Here is a 15,563-nt window from a genome sequence, read left to right as displayed (position 1 = left end):
GACGCCTTACCCTCGTTGAACGCAGGGAAGGACGCCTTACCTGCATGCGGCCCTGCAGGTAAGGCGTCCTTCCCTGCATGGCGACACCTGCGGTGCCGCCCATGATCAACGCGGCTTTCCTCCACTCCGAGTGGAGGAAAGCCCCCTTCCCAGCGCAAGGGCTGGCAAGGGGGCGAGGGTGCGGGTTACGGTGGAGGGTTAGCGCGGGACGAGGTCGCGGGCGAGGCGGACCAGTTTGCGGGCGCGGCGTTCGACCACGATCTGCTGGCGGCGGGCGTACATCTTGCCGATCTCCAACAACGCGCGGCGGCGCTGGTCGTCGGACAGGTCCGGTGACGCCTGGACCCAGCGGGCCATCTCCCGGCACTGGAGGGTGGTCGCGAAGTGCGCCTGCCACTTGGGCACGTCGAGGCGGCGGGCGAGGATCGACGGCGACTCGTGCTTCCAGTTGCGCTTGGCCAGAACCTCGGGCACGTGGCCCCAGCGCCCGGCCAACGCGAGCTTGGTGGCGTACACCTCGTCCTCACGCAGCATGTTCCGCCGCTCGATGCGCGCCACGGGCTCCCGGCGCACCATGCCGTACAAGGGATCGATGATCAGGTGGCTCTCGTTGAGCAGCCGGAGCATCTCGGTCAGCCGGACGACGGGGTCATCGGACCGGAAAGCGGTGCCGTCATAGGGCATGGTGGAGGTGACGCCGTCGGGTGCGGTGTAGTCGACCTGGCTGGTGACGAGCATGAGCCCCGGGTCAGCGGCGAAGACGTCGAGACCACGGGAGACGCAGTTCGGGGCCAGCCAGTCGTCGTCGCCGACCCAGCGGAAGAACTCGCCGCGGCCCAACCGCAGGGCGCCGACGAAGTTGTTGAGCAGCCCCACGTTCACCGGGTTGCGGTGGTAGACGATCCGCGAGTCCTCGGCGGCCAGCGAGCGGCACAGGTCCTCGGTGCCGTCGGTGGACGCGTTGTCGCTGATCACCAGCTCCAGGTCGGCGTGGTCCTGGCCGAGGACCGAGCGCACGACGGCCTCGATCCGCTCCACCCCGTTGTAGACCGGCAGGCCCACGGACACCAGCGGCATGACCACTCCTCACTCAGCGGGCGAGCCGCGCCCGCAGCTGCCGGAACTGCTCGACGGGCACGACCGTCAGCACGAACACCAGCATCCCGATCACGCCGGGCACGAACAGGTTCACGAACACGCCGCTGTCGACCAGCCGCAGGGTGATCAGCGTCGCGACGGCGCACAGCACGGCGCCGATGGCCGGACGAACCAGGGCCGGCACCACGGGAAGCAATGGCACGCCGGCCCGATGCAAGGCGATTACCGCCAGCGGCAGGGCAACCAAGAGGGCAACGATGCCGTGCGAGATCGCCGCGCCGCGGATGCCGTCGAGGTGGGTGCCGAACCACAGCGCCGGGATCAGGGCGATGGCCCAGCCGGCGTTGAGCCACACGGTCGCCCGGGTCGCGCCCAAGGACGTCAGGATGTCGAACGCCAGCGACGTCAACATCCGCACGACCATCAGCACGGTCAGGAAGCGCAGCACATCGGCCGACGCCGCCCATTTGTCGCTGTACAGGAAGACAACCATGTACGGGGCCAGGATCGCCATCAACACGGCCACCGGCAGGATCGCCGAGATCAACACCGGCACGGATCGCCGCACGCCCGTGGCCAAGGCCTCGGGTTCCTGTTCGGCCAACCGGGAGAAGCTCGGGATCGACACATAACGGACGGCCGTGCCGACCAGTCCCGGCACCCAGTTGGAGACGTTGAACGCCAACAGGTAGTAGCCGAGGGCGGCCGCGCCCAACACGTTGCCGACGATCACGTAGTCGGCGTTGAGCAGCACCGATTCCACGCCGAGGCTGGCCGCCAACGGGATGCCGAACTTGAGCAGCTTCCGGGCGACCTCGCGGTCGAAGGACAGCCGCAGCGGCAGCGCGCCCATGCGCCACACCAGGATCCCGGTGACGACGGAACCCGCCACCTGGCCGCCGGCGAAGCTGTAGGCGCCGGCCCCGCCGAAGGCCAGCGGCACCGCGACCACGAAGTTGGCCGCCATGCCGATCATCGTCGCCTTGGTCAGCCGATCCTGCTCGAACCGGCGCATCAGAGCCGCGCTACGGCAGGAGGTGATGCCGTCCACGATGATCACGAGCGTGAGCAGCCGCACCACCGGGGCGGCGTCCGGAGTGCCGGCGAGGGTTGCGAAGGCGGGCGCTCCGAAGAAGAACGCCGCGTACACCAGGCTGCTGAACGCGATGGCGATCGAGGTGCCGGTCGGCGCCATGTCCTCCAGCCTGCCGCGCCACTGCACGCCGGCGGCGATCACGCCGATGTCGTTGACGTGCATGACAAAGGCCGTGGCCGCGGCGGCCACCGCGAACACGCCGAAGTCGGCCGGCACGAGCAGCCGGGCCAGGATCAGGCCGATGGTGAAGGACCCGAGCTTGGTGCCCAGGTTGCCGACCAGGCTCCAGCGCAGGCCCCGACCGGCCTTGCGGCCGATCGTGCCGACCTGCTCGGCGGTGGACTCGGCCGCGACCGCTGTCCCGACCGCGACCGGATCCTCGCTCGCGTCCCGGCCCTGCCCTGACTCAGACTCGCTCAAGCCAGATCTCCCGCCAGAACGGCACGAACTCGCGCGGGCAGCTCGAGTTGTAGACCCCGGCGCAGACGATGTCCTCCAGGATGATGCACGGGCTCTTCATCGTCAGCAGCTCGCCGGTCTTCTCGTCGATGCACTTGTCGACGCGGGCCTGTGCCCGAGCGGTCTGACCGCAGTAGCGGGCCATCTCGATCTCGAAGCCCATGCCCCGGTTGAGCATGTCCTCGTTGAGCGTGGCCAGGATCGCTTCCTTGCTCCTGACGCGCACCAGCTCGCCGGGCTGCAGGTCAAGGTGCGCGGTCGGCGTCTTCTTGCCGGGCTGCCCCTTGATGAAGCCCCAGCGCAGGCCCTCCTTGAACCACAGCTTCCGCGGCAGCTTCTGCCGGCTGACGTCCTGCACGCGGTTGAACAGCGACACGCCGAACGCCTTGACCGACGCCCACGCGGTGACGTTGCCGGTCTTCACGTCGGTGACGTACTGCCCGAGGTCGCGGAAGGGCAGGCAGGTCGGCGCGGCGCGGAGCAACTCGGTGGCCTGGCAGGAGAAGCGCTCGCCGCCGTCGGGACCCGGGGCCTTGTGGGTGTTCTCCACCAGCAGCGGCAGATCGATACGCCCGGTCGGCCGCGAAGCCTCGACGGGCAGTGGGGTGCCGGGCTCGACGCGCTTGAGCCAGGCTTCCTTCCAGTACATGGAGCACGCGGTCTGGCAGCCGCCGTGCGACGAGCCGTCGCAGCGGGCCCCGGCCAGGTGGACGGAGTTCTCCATCTTGCGGATGCCGCTGCGGCTGATGGTGTCGCACAGCTTGTGCGCCACCTTGTGCACGGTCATGCGCTGCCCGCAGAACCGGACCATCTCCGGCATGAACGGCAGGTTGTCCAGCTCGCCCTTGCTGTCCAGGGTGGCCAGGATCTCCTCGACGCTGAGCACCTCGACCAGGTCGCCGACGCGTAAGCCCAGCGTGGGGGCGGTGGTCACGGACTGGGTCATCTTCGTTTCACTCCTTCACCAGGCCGGCGCCCCGCAGGGCGTCGGCGGCGTCCGCGACCGTGGCGAACGGCAGTCCGGCACGGTGGGCGATGTCCAGCAGGCTGTGCTCGCCGTCGGACAGGTTGAGCACCCACAACATCGCCATCTGGGCCTGTTTCGTGTCACTGCGCCCGCCGAGCGACTCGTACAGGCCGCGCCGGCCGAGCTGGGGTTCGCCGTAGGGGCTGAGGTTCACGTAGCGGCGGTCGCGCTCCAGCACGGCCACCGCCGCCAACAGCGTCTCCAGCGTGTCGGCCATCGACTCCTCGGTGACGAAGTCGGGATTGTCGCCGGAGGTGTGGTATTCGGGGTAGCCGGCGTACGGCGTCCTGGTGAGGCTGCCGACGCCGAGATTGAAGCCGGGCGAGCAGTACTGTCGCTCGTCGTAGCCGTAGGGCGAGAAGTCGATCACCTTGTGCTCGCGGCCCGACTCGCGCAGCACGTGCACGACGGCCCGGTCCACGGGGGCGTCGCCGCGTCGGCTTCGCTTGTACGTCAACGATCCCCGGTCGCCGGCGCAGGCCAGCGTGACACCGCCGCGCACCCGGTCCACCCGCTCGAAGTTGCGGGCCAGCCAGGTGATCGCGCCGATCGTGCCGGGGGCGAAGATGAACCGGTAGGTGAATCGCGGTTTCGACACAGCCAGGCGCTTGGCCAGTTCGACCGCCACCGCCACGCCGGCCATGTTGTCGTTGGCCAGCGACGGGTGGCAGATGTGGCAGGACACGATGATCTCGTCGGTCAGCTCGCCCGGCACCACGTGCTCGCCGTAACTGAGGTGCCCGTCGTCCAAAGTGGAGTCGATGAACACCTCGTAGTCGCCGTCCGGCAACGACTCCAGCACGTCGTGACGCAGGCAGAAGCCCCACGTCTCGTTGTAGTAGCTGGTGCGGTACGGGATCAGCGTCGGCTGCTCGGGCAGCGTGTGCAGGTGCTCGCGCAGCTGCGCCAACGGCATCGTGGCGCGCAGCGGCGTGCTGTAGCCGACGATGTGCAGGTTGTGCTCGGCGAAGTCGATCACCTTGCGACCACTGGGATCCTTCACCCAGGCGTCCCGGATGTTCCACTCCCGCGGCACGTTCCAGTCCAGCACCTGGGTTCCGGACGGCACCTCGGAGACCACCAGCGGGATCTCCTCGCCGATGATCTCCAGGGTCCGCCGCAGGCCGTTCCCGGTGATGCTGCGGCACACCGGGTACAGCCGGTCGACCAGCTCCTTCATCGCACCGGCCGCATGTCGTCGCCGAGGGTGCCCTTGGCCGACCGGTCGGACAGCCGGGCCAGGCGGGTGAAGCGCTGCTTGAAGTCCTCGTCGGTAAGCCCGAACTTCTGGTACGCCTCGTACAGCTCGACGGCGCCGTCCTTGACCGACCACGCGGCGTGGAAGTCCGGCATGGCGGCCCGGATCCGGGCGAAGTCCACCCGGTAGGACCGCGGGTCGGCGCCGGCCTCGCCGGTGATCACCAGCTTGGAGCCGGGCACCGCCTCGATCACCTCGCCGGCGATCTCGGCCACGGTCAGGTTGTTCAGCTCGGTGCCGACGTTGAACGCCCGGTTGTGGATGGCCTCCTTGGGCGCCACCAGCGCGCAGGCGAACGCCGCCGCGATGTCCTTGGCGTGCACCAGGGGCCGCCACGGCGTGCCGTCGGACAGCACCTTGACCTGACCGGTCAGGTGCGCGTGCCCGACCAGGTTGTTCAGCACGATGTCGGCCCGCAGCCGCGGCGAGAAGCCGAAAGCCGTGGCGTTGCGCATGTACACCGGGGTGAAGTCGTCGTCGGCCAGCTCGGCCACGTCGTCCTCGACCCGCACCTTGGACTCCGCGTACGGCGTCACCGGACGCAGCGGGGCGTCCTCGTCGACCAGGCCACCGCCGCCCGACGCGCCGTAGACCGAGCACGTCGAGGCGTAGAGGTAGCGCTTCACACCGGCATCCTTGGCCAGTCGGGCCAGGTGCACCGAGGCGTGGTGGTTGATGTCGTAGGTCAGCTGCGGGGCCAGCGACCCCAGCGGGTCGTTGGACAGCGCCGCCAGGTGCACCACAGCGTCCACAGTGGACAGGTGTTCGGCCGTCACGTCACGAAGGTCGACCGCGATGCCGGCGGGATCGGCCGGTGTCGGGCCGAGCACGCAGTCCGCGAACAGGCCGGAGTCGAGGCCGATCACCTCGTGCCCGGCCTCAGCCAGCACCGGGGCCATCACGGTGCCCAGGTAACCCTGGTGTCCGGTCAGCAGCACGCGCATCAGGGTCATCCTCCAGCAAGGTCGAGAGTGAGCTTGTTGACGTGGAACGCTTCCGCGTACCGGGACTTGCACTCGATGCCCCGGATCCGCGCCAGGCCGAGAAACGCCTCGCGGTCGTACCAGGGACGCCTCCGCTGCGACGGGTAGTGCGTGTGCAGCAGCCGCACCTTCTCCTCGGCGATCTCGTCGGCCAGCGGCTGGTACACCGACGGCCGCCCGAGATCCCCGTCCCACTTGACGATCTCGTACCCCAGCGCCAGGTGGTCGCGGAACACCTGCGGCACCAGCTCGGCCAGCCCGCGGTGATCCTGGTGCGCGTCAAGGGTGTTCGGCGCGAAGATCAGATCCGGGTCGGTGCGCGAGCGCAGCTCCTCGACCGCCGCCTTCGCCTCCTCCCAGTGTGCCGGCAGCCGACCGTCGGGCAGCTTTCCCACCGTGACACGGAGATCCGCGCCCGGGCAGAACGCCGCCAGGGCCGCGTGCTCCTCGTCCTCACGCGCGGTTCCGCCGCCGGTCAGCACGAGCGCGTCCACCCGCACGCCGGGATTGCCGCCGCACAACGTGAGCAGACTGCCGCCCGCGCCGATCGCGATGTCGTCACAGTGGGCGGCGAGCACGGCGATCCGGCGCGGGCGTCCGGTCGAGAGTGCGATCATTCCCTTTCCCACAAGGCCCAGGGCCGCTCGCCGCGCGAGTAGGCCTCGTCCAACGCCACCCGTTCCTTGACGGTGTCGGTCGGCTTCCAGTACCCGCGGTGCGGGTAGGCCATCAGCCGGCCGCGCTTGGCCAGCTCGCCGCACCCGTCGGCGACGAGGTCGCCGCCCTCCGGGATGTGGTCGAAGACCTCCTGGCGCAGCACGAAATAGCCGCCGTTGGACCACAGCGGCATGTCGCTGACCGGGGTGATGCCCGAGACCATGCCGGACTCGCCGAGCTCGACGCAGTGGAAGCTGCCGGGCGGCGGCACGACCATCATCGACGCGCCGGCCTCGGACTGCTCGAACCGCCTGACGATCTCCGGCAGCGGCGCGTCGGTCAGCACGTCGGCGTAGTTGGCCAGGAACATCTCGTCGCCGTCCAGGTGCTCACGCACCCGGCGCAGCCGCTCGCCGATCGGCGAGGAGATGCCGGTCTGCGCGAACGTGATCTTCCACTCCGAGATGTCCGTGGACAGCAGCTCCACCTTGCCGCCGGACAGCACGAAGTCGTTGGAGGCGGTCTCCTCGTAGTTGAGGAAGAAGTCCTTGATGTGGTGCGCGCCGTAGCCCAGGCACAGGATGAACTCGGTGTGCCCGAAGTGGGCGTAGTAGCGCATCACGTGCCAGATCAGGGGTCTCGGCCCGACCAGCTGCATCGGCTTGGGCACGTCCGCGGAGGTCCCGGTGCGCATCCGCATCCCGTGTCCGCCGCAGAACAGGACGACCTTCACGACTTCACCTCGAGTTCGGGGATGGGGAAGACCAGGCTGCCGCCCCATTCGCGGACGTAGGCCAGCTGCTCGACCAGCTCGTCGCGCAGGTTCCACGGCAGCACCAGCACGTAGTCCGGGCGGTCCTCGGCGATCCGCTCGGGCGGCAGGATCGGGATCCGCGTGCCGGGCGTGAACCGGCCGTGCTTGTACGGGTTGCGGTCCACCGTGTACGCCAGCAGGTCCGGCCGGATGCCGCAGTGGTTGAGCAGCGTGTTGCCCTTGCCGGGCGCGCCGTAGCCGACGACGGTCTTGCCCTCGGCGGCGGCCTTGGTCAGGAACGCCAACAGGTCCCGGCGCACCTTGGCCACCCGGGCGGCGAACTCGGTGTAGCCGGACAGTTCGTGCAGACCGGCCGCCTTCTCCCGGGCCAGCACGTCGTGCACGCGGGTGCTCGGCTCGCCGGCGACCTCGGTCGGGCGGGCCCACAGCCGGATGGAGCCGCCGTGCGTCGACACCAGTTCGACGTCCACAACGGACAGTCCGCCGCTGGCCAGCGCCCGCTGCGCGGAGGCCACGGTGTAGTACTGGAAGTGCTCGTGGTAGATCGTGTCGTACTGGTTGAGCTCCATCAGGGTCAGCAGGTGCTGCACCTCGATGGACACCCAGCCGTCGTCGGCCACCAGGTTGCGCAGCCCCTTGGTGAAGCCGATGACGTCGGGGATGTGCGCGTAGACGTTGTTGGCCACCACCAGGTTCGCCGGCCCGTGCTCGGCGCGGACCTGGGCCCCGGTCTCCGGGGTGAGGAACGCGGTCAGCGTCGGCACGCCCTTGTCCCGGGCCGCCTGGCCGACGTTCACCGAGGGTTCCACGCCGAGACACCGGATCCAGCGGGACACCACGTGCTGGAGCAGGTAGCCGTCGTTGCTGGCCACCTCGACCACGAACGAGTCGGCGTCCAGGCCCAGCCGCTCCACCGCGCCGTCGACGAAGCGCCGCGCGTGCTCCACCCAGGACGTCGAGAAGGACGAGAAGTACGCGTACTCGGTGAAGGTGTCCTCAGGAGTGATCAGCGGCGGGATCTGGGCCAGCCAGCACTGCGTGCAGACCCGCAGGTGCAGCGGGTAGGTGACCTCCGGCTCGTCCAGCTGTGCCTCGGTGAGGAACCGTTCGCACGGCGGGGTGGCGCCGAGATCGACCACACCCTCCAGGTTCGTCGAGCCACACAGCCGACAGACCGACATCCGCCACGCTCCCCGCGAGAATTCGAGCGCGACGCCGACGGCGTCGCCGTACCCTGATTCGCTGCTTGCGCACCCGGTGTTACCGGGGCGCGGGAGTGGGGAACATCCCGCCACGCCAACCACTAGCCCGTTCGGCGTAGCCCTTCGACACCTTCGCCTGAACCAACGAGCGGGCGCCGCGCCGGATACGCGAAACGGACGTCACGCGGGGACCCCACTCGGCGTGGCGGAACCGAGTGGAGACCGCGCGCAACGTCCGCGGCGTCAGTCGAGCAGTGCTCTTGTTCTGTCGGGGCCTCAGATGAGGCCGGCCCGCAGTGCGCAGGCCACGGCGTGCACCCGGTTGTGCACGTTGAAGCGCTTGGTCGCGCTCAGGATGATGCTCTTCACCATGCGGTCGGAGCAGGCCATGATGTCGGCGATCTCGGGCGTGTCGTGCCCGTCCGCCATCAGCTGCAACACCGTCAGCTCGCGCGGGGCCAGCATGGCCCCGTCCGGGCCGGCGATCTCGCGGCGCAGGTTCTCGGCCTGCTCGGCCAGACTCGGCACCGCACCGCCGCCGGCGGCCTCCAGCACCGCGCCAGCCAGCCGGCTGCTGGTGGCCGCGGAGCGCGGCAGCAGCGCGACGACGCGACACCGGTGCAGCGACGGCGCCTGCTCCGGGTCGACGTTGTCGGTGGCCACCACCGTCGGCAGCGGCGCGGCCTGCGCCGCCTTGGTCAGCGCGCCGATGAAATCGGAGTTGACCCGGTCGGTGACCGTGAGCGCCACATCGGCGTCCGCCGGCAATCGGCTGGGCACGACCAGCATGCCGGGCTGCGCCCTGATGTAACTGGCCAGACCGACCGCGGAGATCGGATCCCCCGCTTGAACGAACACCCTCACCCGCGCCATGAGTCCTCCCGACCGACTTGCTTCACGGTATGAAAGAGGTAACTCCCCCCGTCTCCAGAAGTTGTTCACAGCGACGTCTATAGACGCGTCGAGACGGCTGGAGCCCGATCCAGGTCGGTTGGCCGCAGTTCGACCGAAACGGCTGGCCCAGTGCCACTTCTGCACGCATTCCCGGACACCATTGATGATCTTCGCCAGGGCAAGGCCGCTGGTGGCGGCCCTGCGGCCCCGTCTGTCGAACACCGTTCGACGGACGCGCAACACGTTTCACAATGCGCGACACGCCCGTTTTCCGCCGTTCGGCGGGTACCTCGGGACATATCTTCGTCGATAGTGGCGCGTGTCACAAAATAGCGGGAATGCGCACTAGCCGCGCCAGTTTACAACCGTGAACACCCGGATCCTGATGACCGGACCGGTCGGCGGGCGCTCCCGGTACTGCCGGTACTTCGCCATCAGCCACTCGACGGGCTCGGCCATTTCCGGGCCGTCGATGACCGTGGCCGTGCCGTCCACGCGCACCCACCACAGTTGGCCCCAGTCCTCGTCGTAGTGATCGACAAGCATGCTGACCTGGTCGTTTTCCCTGATGTTGCGCAGCCGCCTGAGGTTGGTCGTGGTCTTCGGCTTGTGGTCGACCGCGATCACCACCAGGTCGTCGTGGACCGCGAAGGTCACCGGCACCAGGTGCGGTCGACCGTCCGCGCCGGCCGTGGCCAGGCGCGCGACCCGAGCCTGGGCGAACCGCTCCAGGCTCATGACGGCATGCCGACCAGGTCCGCCAGCACGTCGACGGCGTACGTGAAGAACTCGTCCGAGGGGTCGACACTGCCCACGAGCTGCCCGAACAGCTCGAAACTGATCATGCCGAACAGCTGCGTCCAGGCCACGATGGCCCGGGCCAGCACCTCGGGCGGCAGTTCCGGGGCGATCGCCTCGGCCAGGGTCCGACACTGCTCGGCCAGGCCGTCCGAGAGGACCGCCGAATCCCGGGTCGACCGTAGCGTGCCCTCCGCCCAGGCCGCCCTGAGCACCCGGACCATGATCAGCGGCACCTTCTGCGCCTCGACGATCGTGACCTCCGGCGCCTGATAGCCGGGCACCGGCGAGCCGTAGATCAGCGCGTATTCATGCCGGTTGGCCCGGGCCCAGTCCCGCACGGAATGGCAGACCGCCTGCCATCGCCCGCGCAGGTCCTTGTCGGGAAGGCGCTGGTCAGCGGCCATGGCGGCGGCCCCTAGCGCCCGATACGCGTCGATGATCAATGCCGTCAGCAGTTCTTCACGGCTCGGGTAATAGCGGTAGATCGCCGAGCTCACCATGCCCAGCGCGCGGGCCACCGCCCGCAGCGACAGGCCGTCCGCCCCCGACGAGGCCAGCTGCCGACGGGCCTCGTCCTTGATCTCCGCCGTCAGCTCGGTCCGGGCGCGATCACGCGCCGTCTTCCCCGCATTCACGCTCCGCACCCTACCAGAGCGCTGGTCGGATTCCGGAGCACTGCTCTTGACTGAGAGCTCCAATCCGTGTTCACTGTTCTCATCACAGAGCACCGCTCTCGAATCGGAGAAGGCAGATGACCAGCGCCAACCGTTACATCCAGCCCAAGCGGGCCACCAATGTCTTCAACGAGCTGGTCGCCGGCCTCACCCGGCTCGGCGTCAGCGTGTGGGGCAGCCGCGTTCTGGCCGTCCGTGGCCGGACTTCCGGCGAATGGCGGACCAATCCCGTCAATCTGCTGACCGTCGACGGTGTTCGCTATCTCGTCGCCCCGCGCGGTCACACCCAGTGGGTCCGCAACCTGCGCGCCGCCGGATCCGGCGAGCTGCGACTCGGGCGTCGCACCGAGGCCTTCACCCCCACCGAGGTGGCCGACGCCGACAAGCCGGCCGTCCTGCGGGCGTACCTCAAGCGCTGGAAGTTCGAGGTCGGCGTGTTCTTCGACGGCATCGACCACACCGCCACCGACGAGGAGCTGCTGGCCATCGCCCCCGGCTACCCGGTCTTCCGGCTCTGACCGGCCCTCATCTCGCGTGATTCACCTTCAGTTCGCCTTGCGTTCATCTTCACGCACGCACCGACACCGTCAAACATCAGACGTTTTCGGCCATGAATAGCCGGCAAGGCGGTGCCGCTCGCGCCGAATGCGCGCGACACCGCCTTGCCGGCAATAAATGGATCAGCTGGCGCACTTTTCGGTTGAGCCGGAGTTGCTCACGCGCAGCTTCGTGCCGCCGGACAGGCAGTAGCCGTTCACCTGCTGCAGGCCGAGGTCGTAGCTGGTCTTGCCGGCCTGGGCGGTCACGTTGTCCAGGGTCAGCCCGCTGGCGGCGTTGGCGATGATCGCCGGCCGGGAGTCGGACTTGTCGAACGTGAAGCCGCTGTTGGTGAAGGTGACGCCGGAGACGTTGTGCAGGTAGAAGCCGTAGGCGGGCCGGGTGCCGATGCTGTTGGGGTTGTAGTCGGTGCCGCTGTTGCTCGGCACCCCGCTCGACACGGAGCCGCTGCCGCCGGGCAGGTCCAGGTGCACGTTGTCGAAGGTGATGTTGCTGATCGCGTGCCCGGACTCGCCCCACAGGGTGGGGCTGTACTTGCCGGCCTTGGTGCCGGTGATGTTGCTGTAGTGGATGTCGCTGATGCTGCCGACGCCGGGACTGCCGCCGCACCGCTTGCGCGTGCCGATCTTCTGCATGATCGGCGACTGCGTATTGGACATCGTGATGTCGTCGTAGTGCACGTTGCTGATGTGCGCGCCGTCCATGGACACCAGGCCCAGCCCCGACTTGCCGGCGCCGGTGATCTTGATGTGCGAGAACTGGTAGTCGGTGAAGTCGCCGCACGTCTCGGAGCCGAACATCAGCGCGTTGCAGCAGCCGGCCGAGAGGTTGGCATTGGTGACGGTGACGTGGCCGTTGGGCAGGGTCTTGCCCAGCGCCCAGTCGCTCTTGAACACCAGCGCGTCGTCGTTGGCGGCGTCGTTGATGTTGGTGATCGTCACGTTGGTGGTGCTGATGATGTTCCAGCCGTCGCGGTCGCCGGCGGTGGAGATCGTCAGGTGGTCGGACACGACGTGGTCGCACCCGTTGATCAGCGCCGCGAAGTGCCCGCCGCGCTTGAGGGTGATGCCCGAGAGCGTCAGGTTGGTGCAGCGGGTGAGCGAGATGATCTTGTCGGCCTGGCCCGACTTCGGGTTGCCGGTGATCAGGTGGCCGCCGCCGTCGATGGTGCCCGAGCCGGTGAAGCTCACGTTGTCCACGGCGTCGCCGTAGAACATGGCGTTGTGGAAGTGGCTGTGCCCGTAGTCCTGGTACTTGTCGTTCGGGTTGGACTCGGGCTTGTCGTAGCCGGACGCGGAGCCGGTGATCGTGGAGCCGGCGTCGAGCTGGATGGTGACATTGCTCTTGAGGTGCACGGTGCCGGCCGACAGGTAGCTGCCGGACGGGAACTCCACCGTGCCGCCGCCGGCCTTGTTGGCCGCGGCGACGGCCTTGTCGATGGCCGGCGCGTTGTTGGTCTTGCCGTCGGCCTTCGCGCCGTAGTCCTTGACGTTGTAGGTGGTCGCGTGCGGCTGGACCGTGGCCGCCGCGGCGCCTCCGGCGCAGAACACGACGATGCCGGCCACCGCGACGATCGGGATCAGGGCCGACCTCCGCAACGCTGCGTAGCGCACGCTGTCCTCCCAGGGACGAGGAAATGTAAACGTTTACAGCGGCGGCTCGCCAAGGCTAGAACCACCACCCCACCCCGTCAACCCCCGCGAGTCCCGCTCACCGGCACACCGAAATACGGTTTTGTGCAGAACTGAGCCCCGAGGCTCATTTCTGCACGAGCGCGGGTTTCGGTGTGACGCTGGACGGGACTCGCGGGGGGGTTGGTTGCTGCGCGTTGGTTGCCGGCGGGCCGGTAGCGGGATAGGTTGCGGGGAAAGCGCTTTCCCATGCGGGGAGGACCGTGGAACACTCGGATGTGCTCGTGGTGGGCGCCGGGGCGTCGGGCGGCGTGGTCACCGGCGCGCTGGCCGAAGCCGGCTTCGACGTGGTCTGTCTGGAGCAAGGTCACTGGCCGGATCGGACGGATTTCCCCGCGCTGCGCCCGACCTACGAGCTGGAGGCCCGCGGCGGCTGGGGCAGCAGTCCGACGCTGCGCGGCAAGCCCGAGGACTACCCGGTCAACGAGACCGACTCGGACATCGCGACGCTGATGTACAACGGCGTCGGCGGCAGCATGGTGCTCTACGCGGCGGACTGGCCCCGCCTGCTGCCCTCGGACTTCCGCACGCGGACGCTGGACGGCGTCGGCGACGACTGGCCGCTGACCTACCGCGACCTCCAGCCGTTCTACGAACGCACCGACCGCGCCTTCGGCGTCTCAGGCCTGGCCGGCGACACGTCGGTGCCGGCGGGGGCCGAGTTTCCGTTGCCACCGCTGCCGATCGGCGACGGAGCCCTGCGCATGGCCCGCGCGCACGACCGCCTCAAGTGGCACTGGTGGCCCGCGCCCAACGCCGTGCTGTCACGCCCGTACCAGGGCCGAAACGCCTGCGCCCACTATGGTTCCTGCATGCAGGGCTGCCCGGAAGGGGCCAAGGCGTCGACCGACGTCACGCACTGGCCGAACGCGATCAAGGCCGGCGCACGGCTGATCACCGGCGCCCGGGTGTCCCGCATCCTCACCGACGCCCAAGGCCTGGCCATCGGCGCGGAATACGTTGATCCCGAAGGAAACTGGCACGTCGTCAAGGCCGATGTCGTGGTGCTGGCGGCCAACTCCGTCGGCACCGCGCGCCTCCTGCTGAACTCCGCGTCACCCCGCTTTCCCCACGGTCTGGCCAATTCCAGCGGCCTGGTCGGGAAACGCCTGATGGTGCACCCCTTCGCCAACGTCACCGGCTACTTCGACGAGCCCGTCGACGCGGGCGGCCATGTCGGCGCGAAGATCGTCAGCTACGAGTTCTACGAGACCGACACCGACCGCGACTTCGTGCGCGGCGCGAAGTGGAGCCTGGCCCCGACCGGCGGCCCGCTGAACGCCGCGCTGCCCTCACGGGCCGGAAACTCCGTTTGGGGCAAGGAACACCACGCTCACGTGCGAGCTCACCTCGGGCACTCGCTGAGCTGGTGCATCTTCGGCGAGGACCTGCCCGACGAGGCCAACCGGGTGGAGATCGACAGCAGCCTGACCGATTCCTCCGGCATTCCCGCGCCCAAGGTCACCTACCGCGTCGGCGAGAACTCCCGACGGCTGCTGGACTTCAACATCGAGCAGGCGCAGCGGTCGTTCGCCGAGGCCGGCGCGCACCGCACGGCGGTGGAGTCGCTGATGCGCTTCTCCGGCTGGCATCTCCTGGGCACAGCGCGGATGGGCGACGACCCCGAGACCTCGGTCGTCGACGGCTGGGGCCGCGCCCACGACGTGCCCAACCTGTACATCGCGGACGGCAGTGTGTTCGTCACCTCCGGCGCCGTGAACCCGACGAGCACCATCGTCTCGCTCGCCCTGCGCAACACCGAGCACCTCATCGAAAACCGGCGCGAGCAAAGGACTCCCCGATGACCGAGGACAACCTCCGGAGCTGGCTCGGCGCGATCGCCGACGAGCTGATCCCGGCGGGTGACGGCATGCCGGCGGCGTCGGCGGTCGGCGTCGCGGACAGCCAACTCGACCTGGTGCTGGCGGTGCGCCCCGATCTGGCCCGCGCGCTGAACCGGGCGTGGGCGCTGGCCGGCGAGTGCGAGCCGGCGCCGGCGCTGCGGTTGCTGGCCGACCTCGATCCGCGCGCCCACCAGGCCGTGCTGGAGATCGTCTCCGGCGGCTACTACACCAGCGCCCTGGTCAAGCGGCTGCTGAACTACACCGGGCAGCAGCCGGTTCCCGTGCGGCCCGAGGACTATCCCGCCTACCTGGCCGAGGGGCTGCTTGACCGGGTGGTGGATCGTGGACCGGTGCACCGAGACCCCGACTCCCTGTCACGGAGGCAGTGATGGCCGACCTGTTCGCGTCCGACAAGCCCGTGTTCGGCGAGCTGACCGGGGAACTGATCGACATCGTCGAGCCCGCGACCGGCGCCGTGCTGGGCAGCACTCGGCTGGCCAGCCCGTCGGACGTGGCCGAGGCCGTGACGCGAAGCATTGTGGCGCA

At 69.0% G+C, this 15,563-nt stretch carries 15 protein-coding genes; 3 read left to right on the top strand and 12 right to left on the bottom strand.

Translation table 11 applies throughout. The features are described 5' to 3' along the window. Window positions 1-198: 198 nt before the first annotated feature. The 11 genes from AB0M73_RS41725 to AB0M73_RS41675 form a co-directional block, all read right to left on the bottom strand. Window positions 199-1,077 carry a glycosyltransferase family 2 protein gene (locus AB0M73_RS41725; protein WP_363903773.1) on the bottom strand — a complete coding sequence of 293 codons (879 nt, stop codon included), beginning with the start codon at window positions 1,075-1,077 and terminating at the stop codon, window positions 199-201. Between the two features lie 13 nt (window positions 1,078-1,090). After that, window positions 1,091-2,614 carry an oligosaccharide flippase family protein gene (locus tag AB0M73_RS41720; protein ID WP_363903770.1) on the bottom strand — a complete coding sequence of 508 codons (1,524 nt, stop codon included), beginning with the start codon at window positions 2,612-2,614 and terminating at the stop codon, window positions 1,091-1,093. Continuing rightward, the gene (locus AB0M73_RS41715) at window positions 2,601-3,599 is read right to left on the bottom strand and encodes a hypothetical protein (RefSeq protein ID WP_363903768.1); all 999 of its coding nucleotides are present in this window, start codon (window positions 3,597-3,599) and stop codon (window positions 2,601-2,603) included. The genes AB0M73_RS41720 and AB0M73_RS41715 overlap by 14 nt, the downstream gene beginning before the upstream one ends. A gap of 7 nt (window positions 3,600-3,606) precedes the next feature. After that, window positions 3,607-4,860: a DUF4910 domain-containing protein gene (locus tag AB0M73_RS41710; RefSeq protein ID WP_363903765.1), complete on the bottom strand. Its 1,254-nt coding sequence runs from the start codon at window positions 4,858-4,860 to the stop codon at window positions 3,607-3,609. Continuing rightward, window positions 4,857-5,882, bottom strand: a complete 1,026-nt coding sequence (locus AB0M73_RS41705; protein WP_043729812.1) for an SDR family oxidoreductase — start codon at window positions 5,880-5,882, stop codon at window positions 4,857-4,859. The genes AB0M73_RS41710 and AB0M73_RS41705 overlap by 4 nt, the downstream gene beginning before the upstream one ends. Window positions 5,883-5,887: 5 nt before the next feature. Further along, a complete protein-coding gene (locus AB0M73_RS41700) occupies window positions 5,888-6,538 on the bottom strand; it encodes a PIG-L family deacetylase (RefSeq protein WP_363903762.1) in 651 nt (216 codons plus the stop codon). Further along, entirely contained in the window at window positions 6,535-7,311 is a 777-nt protein-coding gene (locus tag AB0M73_RS41695; RefSeq protein ID WP_363903759.1) for a sugar phosphate nucleotidyltransferase, read from the bottom strand. Before AB0M73_RS41695 ends, AB0M73_RS41700 begins: the two co-directional genes overlap by 4 nt. Beyond that, the gene (locus AB0M73_RS41690) at window positions 7,308-8,534 is read right to left on the bottom strand and encodes a class I SAM-dependent methyltransferase (RefSeq protein ID WP_363903756.1); all 1,227 of its coding nucleotides are present in this window, start codon (window positions 8,532-8,534) and stop codon (window positions 7,308-7,310) included. Before AB0M73_RS41690 ends, AB0M73_RS41695 begins: the two co-directional genes overlap by 4 nt. 297 nt (window positions 8,535-8,831) lie before the next feature. After that, window positions 8,832-9,428: a LuxR C-terminal-related transcriptional regulator gene (locus AB0M73_RS41685; protein WP_363903753.1), complete on the bottom strand. Its 597-nt coding sequence runs from the start codon at window positions 9,426-9,428 to the stop codon at window positions 8,832-8,834. Between the two features lie 366 nt (window positions 9,429-9,794). After that, complete coding sequence (locus tag AB0M73_RS41680) at window positions 9,795-10,187, bottom strand: TIGR03668 family PPOX class F420-dependent oxidoreductase (RefSeq protein WP_363903750.1); 393 nt, start codon at window positions 10,185-10,187, stop codon at window positions 9,795-9,797. After that, complete coding sequence (locus tag AB0M73_RS41675) at window positions 10,184-10,885, bottom strand: TetR/AcrR family transcriptional regulator (protein WP_363903747.1); 702 nt, start codon at window positions 10,883-10,885, stop codon at window positions 10,184-10,186. The genes AB0M73_RS41680 and AB0M73_RS41675 overlap by 4 nt, the downstream gene beginning before the upstream one ends. 116 nt (window positions 10,886-11,001) lie before the next feature. On the opposite strand from AB0M73_RS41675, the gene AB0M73_RS41670 reads away from it, so the two are divergent. After that, window positions 11,002-11,442, top strand: coding sequence for a nitroreductase family deazaflavin-dependent oxidoreductase (locus AB0M73_RS41670; RefSeq protein WP_363903744.1), 441 nt, complete (start codon window positions 11,002-11,004; stop codon window positions 11,440-11,442). A 162-nt stretch (window positions 11,443-11,604) separates the two neighbouring features. Here the strand turns inward: AB0M73_RS41670 and AB0M73_RS41665 are convergent, their stop codons facing one another. Then, on the bottom strand, window positions 11,605-13,095 hold the full coding sequence (locus AB0M73_RS41665) for a glycosyl hydrolase family 28 protein (protein ID WP_363903741.1): 1,491 nt from the start codon (window positions 13,093-13,095) through the stop codon (window positions 11,605-11,607). 281 nt (window positions 13,096-13,376) lie between these two features. On the opposite strand from AB0M73_RS41665, the gene AB0M73_RS41660 reads away from it, so the two are divergent. Next, window positions 13,377-14,978: a GMC family oxidoreductase gene (locus AB0M73_RS41660; protein ID WP_363903738.1), complete on the top strand. Its 1,602-nt coding sequence runs from the start codon at window positions 13,377-13,379 to the stop codon at window positions 14,976-14,978. After that, window positions 14,975-15,406: a hypothetical protein gene (locus tag AB0M73_RS41655; protein ID WP_363903736.1), complete on the top strand. Its 432-nt coding sequence runs from the start codon at window positions 14,975-14,977 to the stop codon at window positions 15,404-15,406. Before AB0M73_RS41660 ends, AB0M73_RS41655 begins: the two co-directional genes overlap by 4 nt. The last annotated feature ends 157 nt before the right edge of the window (window positions 15,407-15,563 follow it).

This window comes from Kutzneria sp. NPDC051319 (assembly GCF_040682195.1).
GTDB lineage: Bacteria > Actinomycetota > Actinomycetes > Mycobacteriales > Pseudonocardiaceae > Kutzneria.
This window is presented reverse-complemented; position numbering and strand designations above follow the sequence as displayed.

Coding starts and splice junctions, on each gene's coding strand:
- AB0M73_RS41705 (WP_043729812.1), bottom strand. CDS start 5,882: ATGCGCGTGCTGCTGACCGGACACCAGGGTTACCTGGGCACCGTGATG.
- AB0M73_RS41685 (WP_363903753.1), bottom strand. CDS start 9,428: ATGGCGCGGGTGAGGGTGTTCGTTCAAGCGGGGGATCCGATCTCCGCG.
- AB0M73_RS41700 (WP_363903762.1), bottom strand. CDS start 6,538: ATGATCGCACTCTCGACCGGACGCCCGCGCCGGATCGCCGTGCTCGCC.
- AB0M73_RS41690 (WP_363903756.1), bottom strand. CDS start 8,534: ATGTCGGTCTGTCGGCTGTGTGGCTCGACGAACCTGGAGGGTGTGGTC.
- AB0M73_RS41655 (WP_363903736.1), top strand. CDS start 14,975: ATGACCGAGGACAACCTCCGGAGCTGGCTCGGCGCGATCGCCGACGAG.
- AB0M73_RS41715 (WP_363903768.1), bottom strand. CDS start 3,599: ATGACCCAGTCCGTGACCACCGCCCCCACGCTGGGCTTACGCGTCGGC.
- AB0M73_RS41710 (WP_363903765.1), bottom strand. CDS start 4,860: ATGAAGGAGCTGGTCGACCGGCTGTACCCGGTGTGCCGCAGCATCACC.
- AB0M73_RS41670 (WP_363903744.1), top strand. CDS start 11,002: ATGACCAGCGCCAACCGTTACATCCAGCCCAAGCGGGCCACCAATGTC.
- AB0M73_RS41725 (WP_363903773.1), bottom strand. CDS start 1,077: ATGCCGCTGGTGTCCGTGGGCCTGCCGGTCTACAACGGGGTGGAGCGG.
- AB0M73_RS41680 (WP_363903750.1), bottom strand. CDS start 10,187: ATGAGCCTGGAGCGGTTCGCCCAGGCTCGGGTCGCGCGCCTGGCCACG.